Source organism: Bacillus cereus group sp. MG4 (assembly GCF_040460055.1).
GTDB classification, from domain to species: domain Bacteria; phylum Bacillota; class Bacilli; order Bacillales; family Bacillaceae_G; genus Bacillus_A; species Bacillus_A wiedmannii.
In genome coordinates this window covers 1,552,505-1,571,482 of the sequence record NZ_JARVGZ010000001.1, presented here as the reverse complement: position 1 = coordinate 1,571,482, position 18,978 = coordinate 1,552,505, and the positions used below count along the sequence as shown (strand labels likewise).

Below are 18,978 nucleotides of genomic sequence, written 5' to 3'. Positions count from 1 at the left end.
TATTTTATGGAAAGGGATGAAACCATTTGGTTTCATCCCTTTCTTTTTACTATAAAAATGGAGGGAACATCATGAAAGAATATAAAAGAATATTGTTACCGTTACAGAAAGAAATATTATTAGTAATAGCAGCTGTATGTAGTGGATGCTTTGCTGCTATTTTAAATTTATCTCGTCCACTATTCATGGGATTAATTGTAGATAACCTTATTCAACGAGAGTTCAAGGAGGCGTATCTTTACATTACTTTGTTTGCAGTTAGCCGCTTGTTGATGTGGGTGAACAATCTTTCATTTGATTATGTAAGTTCAAAAGCTAGCCAGCGAATATTACGAGAGAAGCGTATAGATGTATTGCGTCATTTCTTCTCATTACCGTTTGAAGAGAGTGAGAAGATTAAGGGAGGAGAGTTAGAGACGTTAGTTGTGTCTGATATTCCGAACTGGGTCAGATTATATGGATCTATATTAATAGAATATATACACGCTATTGCCCAATTTATTGGCGCAATCATAGCACTACAACATATAGATATAAAGTTCATATTGTGGGTAGCTCCGTTTTTATTTTTAAGTGCAACGGTTCCAATTTTGATGGGGAAAAGGGTAAGGAATATTGCAAGCAATGCCCAAGACAATCAATCAAGTGTTGTAGAGATGGTGTCACAGTTTGTAAAAGGAGCACAAGATTTACGTAGTTTGCAAAAAGAAAAATGGGCTATTCGCTTATTTAAGGGAGTAACGGCACAATCTTATAAAACAGAAGTAAAGAAGACGATGATGCAACATTGCATTGGAGTAGTTGGAACAGCGATTGAAACAGGAGCGTATATCGTTGTTCTCATTATAGGCACACAGAAAATAATGAAGGGGGGGATGGAAGTCGGTTCAATTGTTGCAGTGTTAGCCACAATTGAAATGCTCTTTTTTCCAGTCCGTTACGTGGGTGATATATTAATGAAGACACAAGTTGCAGTCGCTTCGGCAAATAGAGTTTTTTCCTTTTTAGATAAACGAGTAGCAGATAGTAATCTAGAAAGGGCGATGGGGATGACGGTAACAAATGTTTCATTTCAGGAGAGTGATGGAGAGAAATGCAGAATTCATAATATTGATTTGCAAATTAATCCTGGTGAATTCGTTATTATTGTGGGAAAAAGTGGTGCAGGAAAAACAACGCTTTTAAAATTAATGACAGGTTTGTATAAACCATCTAACGGTAGCATTGTTTATTATGGTAATGAGGCTCGTATGACTACAGTGTGGCAAGAACCTCGTTTCTTTCGGACGACAGTAAAAGAGAATATGTATTTCGAGGAAAAGTGTTTAGAAAACCAGTTAGAAAAAAATGTTGAGCTTGTAAATGTGAAGCCGATAATTAGAGGTTTATCGGAAGGGATTCAAACTGTACTACATAAAAGCGGTGAAGAGTTTTCGGGAGGAGAAAGGAAACGTCTTGCATTATTACGTGCCATTGTTTCAAATCCGAATCTTATTATTTTAGATGAACCAACTGCGGGATTAGATTCGAGCAATCAAGAAACTGTTTGGAATATGATAGAAGGATTAGGAAGAGAAGTAACACGAATTGTGGCAACACATGATGTAGAGAAAGCGATACTAGCAGATCGTGTTGTCATAATGAGAGAAGGAAGTATTGTTGCATGTGGAAGTCCTGAAAAATTAATAAATAGTCATTCGTTTTGCAAGTGATGTGAATAAAGATAAGAGTACTGCTCTTATCTTTATTCAGCGTCATCTATTTGATACTCGATAGATTCTGAATGATTCAGATCAACGTTAAAAGTAGCGGTCATAAGGAAAGTGGCAATTCCAAGGATTACGAAAAGGACGAATGAGACTAGAGAGACGTAGAGACAAATACGCCCTATTTTCTTTTTTTCAAGATCTTTACTAAAGAGTGAAATGATCCATGTAATAATACCCACTGGGTATAAAAGAAAACTAAGAATATATAATGTTGTTTTTTCGAATGAATTCATACACAATCCCCCTTTTGTTGAAGGTTATATAAGAAAGTAAAAAGGTGAATGGGTCCATAAGAAGATAAGCAACACGTCATCTGTTCTTCTAATTATATGATAAAAAGGAAAAAATCACACTTTAAATAAGAATATTCTAATTATTTTGACTGTGAATATTTCCAAGCTTGTCCGTATAAGCTAAAATAAGGTATATAGTATTTGGGTAATTAGGTTAATAAGAAGATAAATACGTTAGGGTGATATAAAATGTGGCGGAAGCTTACGATTATTGTAGTGTTACTTTGTTTAGCGGGATATGCAGCTTATGAACAGTTTGGTAAAAAAGACCAGGCGGTACAAGGGGAGCAAGAAAAAAGTGAAGCTGCTATGAAAGAGATGATTGCAAGTAATGGTATTGAAATAGGGAAGAGTGCACCAAACTTTGCATTAACGAAGTTAGATGGAACGAATGTAAAGTTATCGGATTTAAAAGGAAAGAAAGTAATTTTAAACTTTTGGGCAACGTGGTGTGGACCTTGCCAGCAAGAAATGCCTGATATGGAAGCTTTCTATAAAGAACATAAAGAAAACGTAGAAATTTTAGCAATAAATTATACGCCTTCAGAAAAGGGCGGGGGAGTAGAAAAGGTAAGCAATTTTGCGAAAGAAAAAGGAATTACTTTTCCTATTTTATTGGACAAGAACATTGATGTGACAACAGCGTATAAAGTAATTACGATTCCAACTTCGTATTTTATAGATACGAAAGGTGTCATTCAAGATAAGTTTATTGGACCGATGACGCAAAAAGAGATGGAGAAACGGATTGCTAAATTAAAATAACGGTGAAAAGGTAGAGGTGGAAAGTTACCATTTCTGCCTTTTCTTTTTCACGTAGTGATAGTAGCATGTTATGATAAAAGAAATATAAACGTTTAGAGGTAAAGGAGTGTTTGGAGTGGGGAATATATCCTTACCGTTAGATTATGTTGTAATTGATTTTGAAACAACAGGATTTAACCCTTATAATGATAAAATTATTCAAGTCGCAGCAGTGAAATATCGTAATCATGAACTAGTAGATCAATTTGTTTCCTATGTGAATCCAGAGCGTTCAATTCCGGACCGAATAACGAGTTTAACAGGTATTACAAATTATCGTGTTTCAGATGCACCGACGATTGAAGAAGTATTACCTTTATTTTTAGCATTTTTACATACAAATGTAATTGTCGCTCATAATGCATCTTTTGATATGCGTTTTTTGAAAAGTAATGTAAGTATGCTTGGTTTACCAGAACCTCAAAATAAAGTGATTGATACTGTGTTTTTAGCAAAGAAATATATGAAGCACGCGCCTAATCATAAACTTGAAACGTTAAAGCGAATGCTTGGAATTCGTTTAAGTTCTCATAATGCATTTGATGATTGTATTACTTGTGCAGCTGTTTATCAAAAATGTGCATCTATTGAAGCAGGGGAAAAAAGAAAATCGAATACGGAAGTACTTGATGAAACAGCAGTATATGAGGCGGTAAAAAAGATACTTGTACGCAATAAACGTGATATCGAATGGGTTCGTTGCATGAATGTAGGAAGTTATTTAGATATAAAAGCTTTTTATCCAGTTATGAGAATAAAAGTAAAAGGACGAAAGAAATACGTATTAACAGAGATATTAGAAGATGATGTGAAAGAAATATGTACGAGTTTAAATTGTGAACCGGCGTTAAAAAGTGAAGTTGGTAATACGAGAATTATGCTTAATAGCTTAGAGGATGTCCTGAAATTAGAAAGTTATATTTTAGGACAGTATGATTTCGTACTGCAAGCGCTAAGTGAGTATAAACAAAGTGAAATGAATGCAGATGAAAAACTAAAAGAATATTTAAATATAATGGTATAAAAAACTCCGTGTACAAGAAGTTGTACACGGAGTTTTTTTAGGAGTACTAAAACATAAAATTTTCTTACAAATCTGATTAAAGAGTTTTTCATTTGCTCATACTATGTATAGTAAGAATGCGAAGGAGAGAGGGTGAACAGCATGAGAAGAAGTCGCCGTAAATCATTTGACGAACTTGTGAAAGAAAATAAACAACAATTATTAAGTGATCGTGATGCAATCGATCGCATTGAAGAGCGTATTGAAAAACGTTATGAAATGCAACTTTTTAAGCAAGCTGAATAATTCTTAACACTAGTACGATACTAGTGTTAAGGAGGCGATAGTAATGGGTAATCCGAAAAAGAATTCAAAAGACTTTGCACCGAATCATATTGGAACACAATCAAAAAAAGCTGGTGGCAATAAAGGAAAGCAAATGCAAGACCAAACAGGCAAACAACCGATTGTTGATAACGGTTAAAAAAGGGAGAATGTTGTCATTCTTCTTTTTGTGACGGATTTTTAATAGTCAAAAAGGGCTGACTTATGTCAGCCCTTTTTCGTAATCGTAAAATTTTCAACGAGTAAACGCCAATTTTGCGGGAATGGTAAGCCAATCTTCCAGTAACTAATACCGCCTATACCTTGTTCTTTCATTAAGTTGAATTTGCTTTGAACAGACCGTGAATCTTCAAACCAAACTTCGTGTTGAACACCATTTTCATCAAAATAATTAAAATGAGGAGCTTGAGCAGTGAAATCATAGCGGATGGGGACATTGTATTTACGAGCTAGTGCGACAGCTGCGACAGAGCTAATTGCTTTTGCAGGCGGATTGCCTTGTTTGAACGGAAGTTTCCAATCGAATCCGTATAAGTTTTGCCCCATCATAATTTTTTGGGGAGGCATTTGAGATTTTGCATATTGAAGTACTTCTTTTACAGGACCGATAGGAGAAATAGCCATCGGTGGCCCGCCTTGCCATCCCCAGTCATATGTCATAATGACGACGAAATCAACAATTTGCCCTTGTGCTTTATAATCGTGAGCTTCGAAAAATTTTCCCTTTTGATTTGAACTTGTTTTCGGTACAAGCGTTGTACTCAATGTGTATCCGTTAGGTAAGCGTGTTTTTACATTTCGTAAAAAACGATTATACGCTTCGCGATCTTCAGGTGCTACACTCTCAAAATCAAAATGAATGTCTCGCATACCGTACTTCTCAGCTGTTTGTAAAATGTTAGTAATAAATTTGTTTTGAATCGATGCATCGCGTAAAATAACTGATGTCAGATCGGCACTGAAATTTCCATTTTCAATATTTGTAATAACGAGCATCGGGATGGTTTTGCCTTGCGTTGCAATATTAGCGATTTTAGCTGTTTCAGTTGGTTCTTTTAACGTACCATCTCTTTTTGCCTCGAAACTGAAGTAAGCCAGATATGTTAAAAATGGATTAATGGCACGTGTAGCATTAACCAAACTTTCTTTTATTGGTATTGTTGAAGGTTGTAAATAAGCGATGGATTCTACTGCGCGTTTTGTCCCTTTTGGTATATATAATTGCTGTCCAACATGGAGAATGGATTTTAAAGATAAGTTATTAACCTTAGCTAAACTAGCGAGAGGTACGTTATATGTTTGAGAGATTCGATATAGGCTATCGCCAGGCTGTACATAATAATTATTCCCTTTCGTATTAACGATTAGTGCCTGACCAACGACGAGTGTTTCAGCTGGATTTAATCCATTGTCCTTTACTATTTCGTCAGGTGTTGATCCATACTTTGATGCCAAGCTATATACGCTATCACCGCTACGAACAGTTACAATTTGAATCATATGCTTGCTCCTTTCAGTAAAAGATTCATTGTTTTTATTTTATTTTTGATGTCACTGTATTATGATTAAATGTATGCAAGGTAGCAGAAGTGAAAGAAGGCGAATACATATGTTTGTAGCAGAACATGAAGTTGAAATCCGTTATGCGGAAACAGATCAAATGGGTGTTGTTTACCATTCAAACTATTTGGTGTGGCTTGAACTAGGTCGCACGAAACTTATACAAGATTTAGGATTTTCATATGTTGAAATGGAGAAAGAGGGAATTATTTCTCCTGTGTTAGATTTGCAAATTTCATATCGTAAAGCGATGCGTTACGGAGAAAAAGCAATTGTGAAAACGTGGATTGATACTGTTAGTCCGCTTCGCGTTGTATATGGTTATGAAATATATAACGGTGAAGGTGAACTTTGTATTACTGCAAGTACGACGAATATTTGCGCGAAAAAAGAAGGGTTCAGGCCCGTATCATTTAAAAAGTTATATCCTGAGTGGTATGCGAAATATGAGGAAATTAAGAAAAAATAAAAAAGCGTGGCAGAAGCCACGCTTTTTTATTTTTCATAATTAAATTGCGGGAAATCATCACCGTCGTTAAATGTAACAGCTAAATTATGTCCATCGAAGAACCACTCATCATCGCCTTCAATAAAGAAGTTAATACCTTCTTCTTGAGTTTGAACAGCAGGATGTGCAGGATCATCTTTACGAATACCTAAAGAAAGTCCTTTTTGCACAGTACTGCAACCGCCGTATTGTACGAAAAGGCGTAGTGTTTCACCCGATTGTAAGTTTAATTCGTTTTTATACCATTGTGCTGCTTCTTTTGTTACGGAAAGATTCATGTATAGTTCCTCCAAATTATGTTGCTTTTTCTTTAGTATAAAAAATAACGCAAAAAGACGCTATTAATATGCTTCACGTTTTCTTTTTGCGTTATGTGGGTTACGATCTTATTTTTGCTTTTTTGAAAAGTTTGCTTTCGGTTCAGTTTTATTTATAATTCGTCCGATATTTGCACGGTGTTTATAAATAACCATACCTGCTAATAAACACATCGCAATAATGAAGATTTTATCCCCGCTAACAATGGATGCAATAACAGCAACGACGGCTGTTACCATAGAAGAAAGTGATACGTATCTTGTTGTAAATAAAAGGCTGAAAAAGACAACAGCTAATATTGCAAAAACAACTGGAGAGTAGCATAATAGCACGCCAGCAGAAGTTGCAACAGCTTTACCACCACGGAATTTCGCGAAAATCGGATACACATGTCCAAGAACAGCTGCTAATCCGAACCATAGTGGGTGAACATCTAATCCGAAAATAATCGGTAGACTTGTTGCTAATGTACCTTTTAAAATGTCAGCAATTGTAACGATAAAACCTGCTTTTTTCCCTAGTGTGCGGAATGTATTTGTTCCGCCTAGATTACCGCTTCCGTGCTCACGAATATCGATTCCGTAGCCGATTTTTCCAACGACTAGTGCGAATGGAATCGAGCCAAGTAAGTAGGCAACGATAAATAAAAGATATGTAATAACCATAAGTTCAGTCTCCTTTATTCAAATGTGTTGATAAAGGGTAAAAAGAGTTTTTCCCGTATATTGTACCATACATTTGTAAAGAGCACATTTCTTTTTTGTAAATGAAAAATTCATTATTTCGTGAAAAAAATTTCACAGGAATGTTACATTTCTCACAGAAACACTAAGACTATATGTAGTAACATTTTAATCAAAAGACAACAACATATTGGTGGAGGGTTATAAATGTTACAACGAAATGTACGTGGAGAAGAATTAATGAGAGTGTTTGAGACGATTGTCCACGGTAGTGAGCAAGATTTAATGCAAGAAAATGCAAATGTAGATGGCCGCTCTCCGATGGGAGTAATGGGAACGTTCGCATCAGAGAGTGCAAAATATTATGCGGTTGAAAATTTATTGTCAGATCAAGTGAAAAAAGCAATAAATCAAAATATATTATATCCACATGACTTAGATTTTTATGCGACAGGAACGACGACTTGTTCGCAAATTCCGTTAGCGCAAATGCTTGCGAACGGTTTTCATACCGGGCATGGGCATATGAGACAACCGCAGGACATTAAAAGTGCATTGGCTCTTTCGTCTATTATTTTTCAGGCGAATCAAAATATGCAGCACGGTGGTCAATCATTTGCACTCTTTGATATTGATTTAGCTCCATATGTGAGAAAAACAGTAGCGAGACATAAGAAACGATTAGAGTCATATCCGCTTACGAAAGAACAAATAGAAGAATTTGCATGGAAAGAAACAGAAAATGATACGTATCAGGCGTGTGAAGCTTTCGTTCATAATTCAAATAGTATGCATAGTAGGGGCGGGGGACAAGTACCGTTTATTTCTATTAATTATGGAACAGACACATCAAAAGAGGGACGGTTATTAGTTAGACAGCTGTTAAAAGCGACACAAGCTGGTCTTGGTAAAGGAGAAACACCAATTTTTCCAATTCAAATTTTTAAAATGAAAAAAGGTGTGAACTTTGAAGAATGTGATCCGAACTATGATTTATTTGAATTAGCGTTACAGACAACGGCTGAACGATTATTCCCTAACTTTTCATTTTTAGATGCGCCATTTAATGCAGTGCATTATGACGGACGACCGGAAAGTGAAGTATGTTACATGGGATGTCGTACCCGTGTTATGTCTAACATACATGGAGAAGAAACGGCGATTGGAAGAGGGAATTTATCATTTACGTCTATTAACTTAGTGAAATTAGCGTTAATTAGTGGTTCAAAAGAAGCGTTTTTTGAAGCGTTAAACTATTACTTAGATTTAGGAATTAAGCAATTATTAGAACGATTTGAGTATCAATGTACGAAGCGAGCAAGAGATTTTCGATTTTTATATTCACAAGGTGTATGGCGCGGTGGAGAAAAGTTACAGCCTGAAGATTCTGTAGCATCCATTTTAAAGCAAGGGACGTTAAGTCTTGGTTTTATCGGTCTTGCGGAGTGCTTAGTAGCTTTAACAGGAAAGCATCATGGAGAAGATGAAGAATCATGGAAACTCGGGTATGAAATCATTTCCTTTATGAGAGATAAAATGGATAAAGCGACGGAAGAACATGAACTGAATTTCTCAGTAATTGCAACTCCTGCAGAAGGGTTATCAGGGAAGTTTGTGAAAAAAGATAGGGAAGAATTTGGTGTAATTAGCGGTATAACGAACCATAATTATTATACGAATTCATTCCATATTCCAGTTTATTATAACATTCAAGCGATAAATAAAATTCGTTTAGAAGGACCTTTCCATGCCCTATGTAACGGGGGACATATTACGTACATTGAACTAGACGGAGCAGCTATGCATAACAAACAGGCCTTAAAACAAATTATACAAGCGATGGCAGAACATGGCGTTGGATACGGTTCAATTAATCATCCTGTTGATCGTTGTAAGTGCTGCAGTTATCACGGAGTTATTGGTAATGAATGTCCAAGCTGCGGAAATGAAGATGAGGCCAATATAGAAAGAATTCGACGTATAACAGGTTATCTTGTAGGAGATATGTCGAAGTGGAATAGTGCGAAACGTAGTGAAGAGATGGATCGGGTGAAGCATAAATGAAAGTGATGAACATCATTCATGATAGTGTAGTAGATGGGGAAGGATTGCGGACAGTCGTGTTTTTTGCGGGCTGTCCGCATCGTTGTTTCGGTTGCCATAATCCGAAATCGTGGAATATTTGTAATGGAACTGAAATGACAGTAGAAGAAATTATGAAAGAGATTGCAAGTAATACATTAACTGATGTAACATTTTCAGGTGGAGATCCATTTTTTCAAGCTGCTGAAGTGAAAAAAGTAGCAAAAGCTGTGAAAGGCTTGAAAAAAAATCTTTGGATGTATACAGGTTATACGTTAGAAGAGATACAGAGTTCTCAAAATAATGATATGATAGAGTTGTTACATTATGGGGATGTTTTAGTCGATGGAAGATTTGAAATCGAGAAAAAAGATTTAACACTTCCATTTCGCGGAAGCTCCAATCAACGTATTATTCGATTGAAAGAGTAAAAAGGCGGGATAGATGATATGAATAAAACAGTATTACTTGTTGAAGATGAAAGAAGATTACGTGAAATCGTTAGTGATTATTTTCGTAATGAAGGCTTTGAAGTAATCGAAGCAGAAGACGGAAAAATAGCGTTAGAATTATTTGCAGAGCATGAAATTGATTTAATTATGTTAGATATAATGTTACCAGAAATAGATGGATGGTCTGTTTGTAGAAGAATTAGAAAAGAATCAGCAGTACCAATCATTATGTTGACAGCCCGTTCGGATGAGGATGATACATTACTAGGGTTCGAATTAGGTGCAGATGAGTATGTAACGAAACCTTTCAGCCCGAAAGTGTTAGTAGCTCGCGCGAAGACGTTATTGAAACGTGCGGATGGTGTGGTAGGAGTAGCGGAAGAAAATGCTATGTCTTTAGCTGGAATAGAAGTGAATCGTCTATCTAGAACCGTTTTAGTAGATGGAGAAGAAATTATATTGACACATAAAGAATTTGAACTTCTTGTTTATTTAATGGAGAACAAAGGAATTGTGTTGTCACGTCAACATTTATTAGATCAGTTATGGGGATATGATTACTACGGTGATGACCGAACGGTTGATACTCATATTAAAAAACTACGAAATAAGCTAGGAGATAAAGCGAAGCATATCGGTACTGTTATTCGAGTTGGTTATAAATTTGAAGAATAACCTTTAATTTACTATGCGCTTTGGCTTTGGGATATAGCAAATTTATGCTCTCTTTTGTAGGTGGAATGTACAAAAAATACTTTTCTTGTCTACAATGATAGATAGGCGTATTTTTTTAATTGGATTTCACGATGAGTTCACAAGAAGGACACAAACTGTGACTATACTGAAAGTACGAATTCACCAGAGAGGGGAAATAAAACGTGGGATATTACGACGGACCGAATTTGAATGAAGAGCATAGTGAAACGAGAGAAATGAAAAAAACAGGTAGTAAAAAAGGATATTTTTTCACAGGTTTAGTCGGGGCAGTAGTCGGGGCTGTCACAATTAGTTTTGCGGCACCATATATGCCATGGGCTCAAAATAATGGAGCGGTTGTATCATCATTCAGTTCGGATTCAAAAGTTGAAGGTACTGTAGTTCCTGTGGTCAATAAAGCAAAAAATGAAACTGATTTACCTGGTATGATTGAAGGCGCGAAAGATGTTGTTGTAGGTGTGATTAATATGCAACAAAGCGTTGATCCATTTGCAATGCAACCGACAGGCCAAGAGCAACAAGCTGGCTCAGGATCAGGTGTTATTTATAAAAAAGCAGGAAATAAAGCGTATATTGTAACGAACAACCATGTAGTAGATGGAGCAAATAAACTTGCTGTAAAACTAAGTGATGGTAAAAAGGTAGAAGCAAAGCTTGTAGGGAAAGACCCTTGGTTAGATTTAGCGGTTGTAGAAATTGATGGATCTAATGTAAATAAAGTTGCCACTTTAGGTGATTCAAGTAAACTTCGTGCGGGTGAAAAAGCGATTGCAATCGGTAACCCACTAGGTTTTGATGGAAGTGTAACGGAAGGTATTATTAGTAGCAAAGAACGTGAAATTCCAGTAGATATCGATGGCGATAAGCGTGCAGATTGGAATGCTCAAGTTATTCAAACAGATGCAGCAATTAACCCAGGTAATAGTGGTGGTGCGTTGTTTAACCAAAATGGTGAAATAATTGGGATTAATTCAAGTAAAATTGCACAACAAGAAGTTGAAGGAATTGGATTTGCTATTCCAATTAATATTGCAAAGCCAGTTATTGAATCACTTGAAAAAGACGGAGTGGTGAAACGTCCAGCTCTTGGAGTAGGTGTCGTTTCATTAGAAGATGTGCAAGCTTATGCAGTAAATCAATTGAAAGTACCGAAAGAAGTAACAAACGGCGTTGTATTAGGTAAAATTTACCCAATATCACCTGCAGAAAAAGCTGGTTTAGAGCAATATGATATTGTAGTATCATTAGATGATCAAAAAGTAGAAAATTCACTTCAATTCCGTAAATATTTATATGAAAAGAAAAAAGTAGGCGAGAAAGTAGAAGTTACATTCTATCGTAACGGTCAAAAAATGACGAAAACAGCTACTTTAGCAGATAATTCAGCTACAAAGAATCAATAATTGAAATAAAAGAAAGTCTCTTTCATATTGAAAGAGACTTTCTTTATCGGCTATACTAAAGGAATAGGAGGGATAAATTATGACAATTGAAAACCCAACTCGTACGGAAATTGGTGAAGTATTAAAGAAAAGCAAAACGATTGCAGTTGTTGGATTATCGGATAAGCCAGAACGTACATCGTATATGGTTTCAAAAGCAATGCAAGATGCTGGGTATCGCATTATTCCAGTAAACCCAACAGTAGATGAGGTGCTTGGAGAAAAAGCGGTTTCTTCACTAAAGGATATTAAGGAACATGTTGATATTGTAAATGTATTCCGCCGTTCAGAATTTTTAATGGATGTTGCGAAAGAGTTTGTAGAGATTGATGCAGATGTTTTTTGGGCACAATTAGGAGTACAAGATGAAGACACATATAAACTTTTAAAAGAAAAAGGCTATACTGTAATAATGGATCGTTGTATTAAAGTAGAACATGCGATGACAAAGTAGTATAGGTTTTAAAGAGAGAAAGATTGATTCAGCCCTCTTTATAAATAAGTAGGGCCGATGAACGAGGTGTTCATCATGAGATTTTTTAAAGGCTGTTTTTGGGGATTGTTACTCGTTATCCCATTTTGGATATTGATCATTTGGATCATGATAAAGGTTTGGAATGTGTAATCTTGGCATACATATCCATTTCTCGTTGACAAACGATTATTTTTCTGAAATAGTAGCCTAGAGGAATCCTTGTGAAAAAACAAGGATTTTTCTATTGAAAATGGTATATAAAAGAGATAAGATAACTTGCCAAAACTATAGTCGAGGCGTTATTCTATAATAGAAACATATGTTCTGATTTGATTAGGAAAGGGGCAAGGAGTTTGGCGAAGCATCAGTTCCAATATAATGAAGATGCAATTCAAGTGCTAGAAGGACTTGAAGCCGTTCGAAAACGCCCGGGTATGTATATCGGGAGTACGGATAGCCGTGGATTGCATCATTTAGTATATGAAATAGTAGATAACTCCGTTGATGAAGCGTTAGCGGGATTTGGCGACGAAATTTCTGTCGTAATACATAAAGATAATAGTATTAGTGTTATTGATAAAGGGCGAGGAATGCCTACGGGAATGCATAAACTTGGGAAACCTACACCTGAAGTCATTTTAACTGTACTTCATGCCGGTGGTAAGTTTGGTCAAGGTGGTTATAAAACAAGTGGTGGTTTACACGGTGTTGGGGCATCAGTTGTAAATGCCTTGTCAGAATGGTTAGTAGTGACGATTAAACGTGACGGAAATATTTATGAACAACGCTTTGAAAATGGTGGTATTCCTGCAACGACACTGGAGAAGATCGGGAAGACGAAAGAGTCTGGTACGACAATACATTTTAAACCAGATACAACGATTTTCAGCACAACAAATTACAATTACGAAACATTATGTGAAAGATTACGTGAATCTGCATTCTTATTAAAAGGGATGAAAATCTCAATAAAAGATGAGCGAAATGATTTAGAAGATGTCTTTCATTATGAAACAGGAATCGAAGCTTTCGTTTCATACTTAAATGAAGAAAAAGATTCAATCCATCCGGTTGTATATTTTACTGGTGAACAAAATGGAATTGAGGCAGAGCTAGCATTTCAATTTAACGATGGCTACTCAGAAAATATTCTTTCGTTTGTAAATAATGTACGTACAAAAGATGGTGGAACACACGAAGCTGGGTTTAAGACAGCAATGACACGTGTGTTCAATGAGTATGCTCGTAAAGTATCGTTATTAAAAGAAAAAGATAAAAACTTAGAAGGTACAGATATTCGTGAAGGTGTAGCGGCTATCGTTTCTGTACGTGTACCAGAAGAAGTACTTCAGTTTGAAGGGCAAACGAAAGGGAAACTTGGTACAAGTGAAGCTCGTTCTTCAATTGATGCCATTGTATCTGAGCATTTAGCTTACTTTTTAGAAGAAAACCCGGATGTTGCTACACTTCTTGTGAGAAAGGCAGTTAAAGCAGCGCAGGCACGTGAGGCTGCTCGTAAAGCGAGAGAAGAAGCGCGTACTGGTAAAAAGAAAAAGAAATCAGAAGGTACATTAAGTGGTAAGTTAACACCAGCACAATCACGTAACCCGCAAAAAAATGAACTGTACCTAGTAGAGGGTGACTCTGCGGGTGGTTCTGCGAAACAAGGTCGAGACCGACGTTTCCAAGCGGTATTACCGTTACGTGGTAAAGTAATCAATACAGAAAAAGCAAAACTTGCTGATATCTTTAAAAATGAAGAAATTAATACAATCATTTACGCTATTGGCGGTGGTGTAGGGAATGAATTCGCTGTTGAAGATATTAACTACGATAAAATTGTAATTATGACCGATGCTGATACAGATGGTGCGCACATTCAAGTGTTGTTACTAACGTTCTTCTACAGATATATGAAACCACTTATCGAAGCTGGCAAAGTATTTATTGCACTTCCTCCTTTATACAAAGTAAGTAAAGGAAAAGGTAAGAGTGAAGTGATTGAGTATGCATGGTCGGATGAAGAATTAGATGGTGTAACAAAAAAGGTCGGTAAAGGCTACATGCTACAGCGCTATAAAGGACTTGGCGAAATGAATGCCGATCAATTATGGGAAACGACGATGAACCCTGAAACACGTACGTTGATTCGTGTGAAAATTGATGATGCATCAAGAGCGGAGCGCCGAGTTACTACATTGATGGGTGATAAAGTAGAACCTCGCCGTAAATGGATCGAACGAAATGTACAATTTGGTATGCAAGAAGAAGGAAACATTTTAGAAAATGAAATGATTATGGAGACGGAGGTGGAATAACATGCAGGCAGAGAAGTTTCATGACCTCCCGCTTGAAGACGTGTTAGGTGACCGCTTTGCACGTTATAGTAAATATATTATTCAAGATCGCGCGCTTCCAGATGCGCGTGACGGTTTAAAACCGGTACAAAGACGTATTTTATATTCTATGTATGTAGAAGGAAATGTACATGATAAAGCATTTCGTAAATCAGCTAAAACAGTTGGTAATGTTATCGGTAACTACCATCCACACGGTGATTCCTCTGTATATGAGGCAATGGTACGTTTAAGTCAAACTTGGAAAGTACGTAATGTTTTAGTTGAAATGCATGGTAATAATGGTAGTGTGGATGGCGATCCAGCAGCGGCAATGCGTTATACAGAAGCACGTTTATCACCAATCGCATCTGAGTTGTTGCGTGATCTTGATAAAGAAACAGTAGAATTCGTGTCAAACTTCGATGATACGAGTGAAGAACCTGTTGTACTTCCAGCGATGTTCCCGAACTTACTAGTGAACGGATCGACAGGAATTTCAGCTGGTTATGCAACAGAAATTCCTCCGCATCACCTTGGGGAAGTAATTGATGCGACGATGATGCGTATTGATAAGCCAAATAGTACTGTTGATGATTTATTAACAGTTATGAAAGGACCAGATTTCCCGACAGGTGGTATTATTCAAGGGATTGATGGTATCAAAAAAGCGTATGAAACAGGAAAAGGTAAAATTATTATTCGTGGAAAAGCTGAAGTTGAAACGATCCGTGGTGGGAAGCAACAAATCGTTATTACAGAAATTCCGTATGAAGTAAATAAAGCGAACCTTGTTAAAAAAATGGATGAATTACGTCTAGATAAAAAACTAGATGGAATTGCTGAAGTACGTGATGAGACAGATCGTACAGGTCTTCGCATCGTTGTAGAGTTAAAAAAAGAAGTAAATGCTGAAGGTATTTTAAATTATTTATATAAGAATACAGATTTACAAATTCCATATAACTTTAATATGGTAGCGATAAATAATCGTCGTCCGACACTTATGACATTACCTAAGATTTTGGATGCATATATTGGGCATCAAAAAGAAGTTGTTACGAGACGCTCACAATATGAATTAAGAAAAGCAGAAAACCGTCAACATATTGTAGAAGGTTTAAAGAAAGCATTATCGATTTTAGATGAAGTGATTGAAACAATCCGTGCTTCTAAAGATAAACGTAATGCAAAAGATAATTTAAGTACGAAATTTGGATTTACAGAAGCGCAATCAGAAGCAATTGTTTCGCTGCAACTATATCGTTTAACGAATACAGATATTACGGCGCTAGAACAAGAAGCAGACGAGCTTAATAAGAAGATTATAGAGTTACAGTCAATTTTACAAAGTGAAAAAAGACTTCTTCAAGTTATTAAAACAGATTTGAAGAGAGTAAAGAAAACATATAGTGATGATCGCCGTGCTATTATTGAAGAACAAATTGAGGAAATTAAAATCGATGTGGAAGTTATGATTCCGCAGGAAGATGTCATCGTTACTGTAACGAAAGAAGGATATGTGAAACGAACAGGTTGGCGTTCGCATAATGCATCGAACGGAAAAGACTTCGGTATGAAAGAGGGTGACATCTTACTGGAGCGATTCGATACGAATACGACAGAGACAGTCCTCTTATTTACGAATAAAGGAAACTATATATATCTGCCAGTATATGAAATGCCAGAAATTCGTTGGAAAGATTTAGGTCAACACGTTGCGAATCTCGTTTCACTCGAGCGGGATGAAATGATTATTTGGGCGACCGTCGTACCGAATTTTGAAGAAGAAAAACGATTTATCGTATTTGTTACACGAAATGGTATGATTAAGAAAACAGAATTAAACCAATATAAAGTTCAGCGTTATTCAAGAGCGTTCGTCGCTGTGAATTTGAAAAAAGATGATTATGTTGTAGATATATTTGCAACAGATGGAACGAGTGATATTGTTCTTGCAACCTATGGTGCATATGCACTTATTTTCCATGAAGATGAAGTAAGTCCAGTTGGTGTAAGGGCCGCTGGTGTGAAAGCCATTAATTTAAAAGAAGATGATTATGTCGCTTCTGGTAAACCGTTAAATGGTGACAAAGATCAACTTATTCTCGTAACGCAGCGAGGTGCTATAAAACGTCTAAAAGCATCAGAAATTGAGAAATCAACGAGAGCGAAGCGAGGCCTTGTTATTTTTAAAGAGTTAAAACGTAATCCATACCGTATTGTCGGTATTGAAATTGTTCGAGATGATGAACTAGTATATATGAAGACTGAGAAACACATTGTAGAAGAAATTGATCCGAAAGCGTATCGAAATAAAGACCGGTATAGTAACGGTAGTTTAGTGCTAGATGTTAACGATACAGGTGAAGTTATTGAAACGTGGACAAAAAAACGACCGGAATAAAAAAGCATCTTGCTATGAATAATGGCAAGATGCTTTTTTCTAGGCAAATTATTATGTAAATAATAATAATCTTGTTATAATAACTGAATGAAATCGTTCTCATAAAGTGAAACTTTAATCAATCGGACTTTTACGAGCAGTTGATTCCGTAACTAACTTCTTTACTTTCGCTGAATTTTGAGGTAGGGGTCTTACTGTCCGTTAAAGCTGGATAAATGGAGGGGCAACATGAAAAAAATAGGTGTAGGGATTGTAGGATTTGGATTTTCTAGTACAACATTTCACATTCCATTATTACAAACGATAGAAGAATATGATATTCGTGCTATTTTATCATCAAAAGAAGAACTCGTGAAACAAGCATTACCAAATGCTGAAGTTGTTGGCACAATTGAGGAATTAGTAAATCGTGCTGATATTGACTTAGTGGTCATTACTTCACCGAATACAACTCATTTTCCATATGTAAAAGAAGCGATTTTACATGGTAAGCATGTAGTTGTGGAAAAGCCATTCGTTGTTTCAATTGAAGAAGGGGAAGAGCTTATTTCATTAGCAGAGCAACATAATGTGGTATTAAGTGTATATCATAATCGTCGTTTTGATAATGATTTCTTAACGATAAAAAAATTGTTAGCAGAAAATAGAATAGGTAATCTATACGCATATGAAGCGCATTTCGATCGTTTCCGCCCGAATGTACGTGATCGCTGGAGAGAAAAAAACTTACCAGGATCAGGAATATTATATGATTTAGGCTCGCATTTAATTGATCAAGCATTATCATTATTTGGGAAACCAGATGCAATAAGTGCAGATGTAATCAAACAACGACCAGGTGCAGAAATAGATGACTACTTCCATGTTATACTTCACTACGGTGTGAAACGTGTCACTTTACATAGTAGCAGTTACGTAAAGCTAGCAGGTCCACACTTTACACTGCATGGAGATAAAGGTTCTATCGTGAAATACGGTATGGATTCACAGGAAGAACAATTAAAAAATGGAATGAAGCCAGGCGATAACGGTTATGGAGTAGATGCTGAAGAGAATTTTGCTACTTTACATACGGAAGAAAAGCTAGAGCGTATTCCAACAGAAGTTGGCTGTTATGACATGTATTATAAAGGTGTAAGAGATAGTATTGTAAATGGTGAGAAATCACCTGTAACAGCACAAGAAGGCTTAGAGATTATTCGACTTATTCAATTAGCAATTGAAAGTAGTGAAACGGGTAGAGTCATCACTGTAAAATAAAAAAAGACACGAATTTCGTGTCTTTTTTTATTAGGAATATGTGAATAGGGCTAATTATTTAGTTTAATCGTTTGTCATACATTAACTGGATTTGTATGCCGTAAGGATCTTCAATAATACCATATGCTTCACTAAATATATTTTTTTCTAACGGAGAGATTATCTTCACATGCTTATCGGAAATTAAATTATTATAAAACCTTTGTATTTCTTCTAAATTAGCGCTTTGAATGCAAAGTGACATGTTATTTCCAACGTTATAACGCTCATTAGGCTTCATTGTATCTTCTGCTATCATTAGCTTTGTATTCCCAATTTGTAAAATAGAGTGAGCAATATGATCTTTATTTTCACTTGTGATTATAAAAGAACTATCTCTTTTGGCCAGTTCTTCATACGTCACAATCATTAAATTCTTGGCTTCTAAATTACGTGTGTAAAAATTAATTGCCTCCTTTGCTTGCCCATTCATTGAAAGAAAAATAGCTATTTCTAATGTCATAAATATATAACTCCTTTATTAG

General features: G+C 36.1%; 19 protein-coding genes. 14 read left to right on the top strand and 5 right to left on the bottom strand.

Annotation, left to right across the window (positions count from 1 at the left end; translation table 11 throughout):
• Positions 1-71: 71 nt before the first annotated feature.
• Positions 72-1,712 (top strand): ABC transporter ATP-binding protein, encoded by a 1,641-nt coding sequence (locus QCI41_RS08290; protein ID WP_353837660.1) that lies wholly within the window; start codon positions 72-74, stop codon positions 1,710-1,712.
• Positions 1,713-1,744: 32 nt separating this feature from the next.
• Here the strand turns inward: QCI41_RS08290 and QCI41_RS08285 are convergent, their stop codons facing one another.
• Positions 1,745-2,002, bottom strand: a complete 258-nt coding sequence (locus QCI41_RS08285; RefSeq protein ID WP_353837661.1) for a hypothetical protein — start codon at positions 2,000-2,002, stop codon at positions 1,745-1,747.
• A gap of 249 nt (positions 2,003-2,251) precedes the next feature.
• Between QCI41_RS08285 and QCI41_RS08280 the strand changes: the two genes are divergently transcribed.
• From QCI41_RS08280 to sspN, 4 genes are all read left to right on the top strand, one after another.
• A complete protein-coding gene (locus tag QCI41_RS08280) occupies positions 2,252-2,827 on the top strand; it encodes a redoxin domain-containing protein (RefSeq protein WP_353837662.1) in 576 nt (191 codons plus the stop codon).
• Positions 2,828-2,942: 115 nt separating this feature from the next.
• A complete protein-coding gene (locus QCI41_RS08275) occupies positions 2,943-3,890 on the top strand; it encodes a 3'-5' exonuclease (protein WP_046957739.1) in 948 nt (315 codons plus the stop codon).
• Between the two features lie 141 nt (positions 3,891-4,031).
• A complete protein-coding gene (locus QCI41_RS08270) occupies positions 4,032-4,175 on the top strand; it encodes an FbpB family small basic protein (protein ID WP_001254698.1) in 144 nt (47 codons plus the stop codon).
• Positions 4,176-4,218: 43 nt separating this feature from the next.
• The gene (sspN, locus tag QCI41_RS08265) at positions 4,219-4,353 is read left to right on the top strand and encodes an acid-soluble spore protein SspN (protein WP_000527987.1); all 135 of its coding nucleotides are present in this window, start codon (positions 4,219-4,221) and stop codon (positions 4,351-4,353) included.
• 68 nt (positions 4,354-4,421) lie between these two features.
• Here the strand turns inward: sspN and QCI41_RS08260 are convergent, their stop codons facing one another.
• Positions 4,422-5,714: a glycoside hydrolase family 18 protein gene (locus QCI41_RS08260; RefSeq protein WP_046954571.1), complete on the bottom strand. Its 1,293-nt coding sequence runs from the start codon at positions 5,712-5,714 to the stop codon at positions 4,422-4,424.
• A 109-nt stretch (positions 5,715-5,823) separates the two neighbouring features.
• Here QCI41_RS08260 and QCI41_RS08255 point away from each other — a divergent pair, with 109 nt between their 5' ends.
• Positions 5,824-6,243, top strand: coding sequence for an acyl-CoA thioesterase (locus QCI41_RS08255; protein ID WP_000495804.1), 420 nt, complete (start codon positions 5,824-5,826; stop codon positions 6,241-6,243).
• Between the two features lie 26 nt (positions 6,244-6,269).
• On the opposite strand, the gene QCI41_RS08250 is transcribed toward QCI41_RS08255, so the two are convergent.
• Positions 6,270-6,560: a HesB/YadR/YfhF family protein gene (locus tag QCI41_RS08250; protein ID WP_001054448.1), complete on the bottom strand. Its 291-nt coding sequence runs from the start codon at positions 6,558-6,560 to the stop codon at positions 6,270-6,272.
• A gap of 108 nt (positions 6,561-6,668) precedes the next feature.
• On the bottom strand, positions 6,669-7,265 hold the full coding sequence (plsY, locus tag QCI41_RS08245; RefSeq protein ID WP_000237189.1) for a glycerol-3-phosphate 1-O-acyltransferase PlsY: 597 nt from the start codon (positions 7,263-7,265) through the stop codon (positions 6,669-6,671).
• A gap of 225 nt (positions 7,266-7,490) precedes the next feature.
• On the opposite strand from plsY, the gene QCI41_RS08240 reads away from it, so the two are divergent.
• The 8 genes from QCI41_RS08240 (at position 7,491) to QCI41_RS08205 (ending at position 18,454) form a co-directional block, all read left to right on the top strand.
• Complete coding sequence (locus QCI41_RS08240; RefSeq protein ID WP_353837663.1) at positions 7,491-9,347, top strand: anaerobic ribonucleoside triphosphate reductase; 1,857 nt, start codon at positions 7,491-7,493, stop codon at positions 9,345-9,347.
• Positions 9,344-9,796 carry an anaerobic ribonucleoside-triphosphate reductase activating protein gene (gene nrdG, locus QCI41_RS08235; RefSeq protein WP_000867059.1) on the top strand — a complete coding sequence of 151 codons (453 nt, stop codon included), beginning with the start codon at positions 9,344-9,346 and terminating at the stop codon, positions 9,794-9,796. The genes QCI41_RS08240 and nrdG overlap by 4 nt, the downstream gene beginning before the upstream one ends.
• A gap of 18 nt (positions 9,797-9,814) precedes the next feature.
• Positions 9,815-10,492: a response regulator transcription factor gene (locus QCI41_RS08230; protein ID WP_001044675.1), complete on the top strand. Its 678-nt coding sequence runs from the start codon at positions 9,815-9,817 to the stop codon at positions 10,490-10,492.
• A 203-nt stretch (positions 10,493-10,695) separates the two neighbouring features.
• Positions 10,696-11,937 (top strand): S1C family serine protease, encoded by a 1,242-nt coding sequence (locus QCI41_RS08225; protein WP_088080222.1) that lies wholly within the window; start codon positions 10,696-10,698, stop codon positions 11,935-11,937.
• Between the two features lie 79 nt (positions 11,938-12,016).
• Positions 12,017-12,430: a CoA-binding protein gene (locus tag QCI41_RS08220; RefSeq protein ID WP_000151391.1), complete on the top strand. Its 414-nt coding sequence runs from the start codon at positions 12,017-12,019 to the stop codon at positions 12,428-12,430.
• Positions 12,431-12,804: 374 nt separating this feature from the next.
• Positions 12,805-14,769 (top strand): DNA topoisomerase IV subunit B, encoded by a 1,965-nt coding sequence (gene parE / locus QCI41_RS08215; RefSeq protein WP_001062189.1) that lies wholly within the window; start codon positions 12,805-12,807, stop codon positions 14,767-14,769.
• 1 nt (position 14,770) lies between these two features.
• A complete protein-coding gene (parC, locus tag QCI41_RS08210; protein WP_353837665.1) occupies positions 14,771-17,194 on the top strand; it encodes a DNA topoisomerase IV subunit A in 2,424 nt (807 codons plus the stop codon).
• 228 nt (positions 17,195-17,422) lie between these two features.
• Complete coding sequence (locus QCI41_RS08205) at positions 17,423-18,454, top strand: oxidoreductase (protein ID WP_353837666.1); 1,032 nt, start codon at positions 17,423-17,425, stop codon at positions 18,452-18,454.
• Positions 18,455-18,512: 58 nt separating this feature from the next.
• Here QCI41_RS08205 and QCI41_RS08200 read toward each other — a convergent pair whose 3' ends face one another.
• Positions 18,513-18,956 carry a VOC family protein gene (locus QCI41_RS08200; RefSeq protein WP_353837667.1) on the bottom strand — a complete coding sequence of 148 codons (444 nt, stop codon included), beginning with the start codon at positions 18,954-18,956 and terminating at the stop codon, positions 18,513-18,515.
• Between the last annotated feature and the right edge of the window lie 22 nt (positions 18,957-18,978).

Bases quoted from the DNA above. Each gene is read 5' to 3' on its own strand.
- QCI41_RS08230 (WP_001044675.1), top strand. From the start codon at position 9,815: ATGAATAAAACAGTATTACTTGTTGAAGATGAAAGAAGATTACGTGAA.
- QCI41_RS08285 (WP_353837661.1), bottom strand. From the start codon at position 2,002: ATGAATTCATTCGAAAAAACAACATTATATATTCTTAGTTTTCTTTTA.
- QCI41_RS08290 (WP_353837660.1), top strand. From the start codon at position 72: ATGAAAGAATATAAAAGAATATTGTTACCGTTACAGAAAGAAATATTA.
- QCI41_RS08255 (WP_000495804.1), top strand. From the start codon at position 5,824: ATGTTTGTAGCAGAACATGAAGTTGAAATCCGTTATGCGGAAACAGAT.
- nrdG (WP_000867059.1), top strand. From the start codon at position 9,344: ATGAAAGTGATGAACATCATTCATGATAGTGTAGTAGATGGGGAAGGA.
- QCI41_RS08260 (WP_046954571.1), bottom strand. From the start codon at position 5,714: ATGATTCAAATTGTAACTGTTCGTAGCGGTGATAGCGTATATAGCTTG.
- QCI41_RS08240 (WP_353837663.1), top strand. From the start codon at position 7,491: ATGTTACAACGAAATGTACGTGGAGAAGAATTAATGAGAGTGTTTGAG.
- QCI41_RS08280 (WP_353837662.1), top strand. From the start codon at position 2,252: ATGTGGCGGAAGCTTACGATTATTGTAGTGTTACTTTGTTTAGCGGGA.
- parC (WP_353837665.1), top strand. From the start codon at position 14,771: ATGCAGGCAGAGAAGTTTCATGACCTCCCGCTTGAAGACGTGTTAGGT.
- QCI41_RS08200 (WP_353837667.1), bottom strand. From the start codon at position 18,956: ATGACATTAGAAATAGCTATTTTTCTTTCAATGAATGGGCAAGCAAAG.
- sspN (WP_000527987.1), top strand. From the start codon at position 4,219: ATGGGTAATCCGAAAAAGAATTCAAAAGACTTTGCACCGAATCATATT.
- QCI41_RS08270 (WP_001254698.1), top strand. From the start codon at position 4,032: ATGAGAAGAAGTCGCCGTAAATCATTTGACGAACTTGTGAAAGAAAAT.
- QCI41_RS08205 (WP_353837666.1), top strand. From the start codon at position 17,423: ATGAAAAAAATAGGTGTAGGGATTGTAGGATTTGGATTTTCTAGTACA.
- plsY (WP_000237189.1), bottom strand. From the start codon at position 7,265: ATGGTTATTACATATCTTTTATTTATCGTTGCCTACTTACTTGGCTCG.
- QCI41_RS08220 (WP_000151391.1), top strand. From the start codon at position 12,017: ATGACAATTGAAAACCCAACTCGTACGGAAATTGGTGAAGTATTAAAG.
- QCI41_RS08250 (WP_001054448.1), bottom strand. From the start codon at position 6,560: ATGAATCTTTCCGTAACAAAAGAAGCAGCACAATGGTATAAAAACGAA.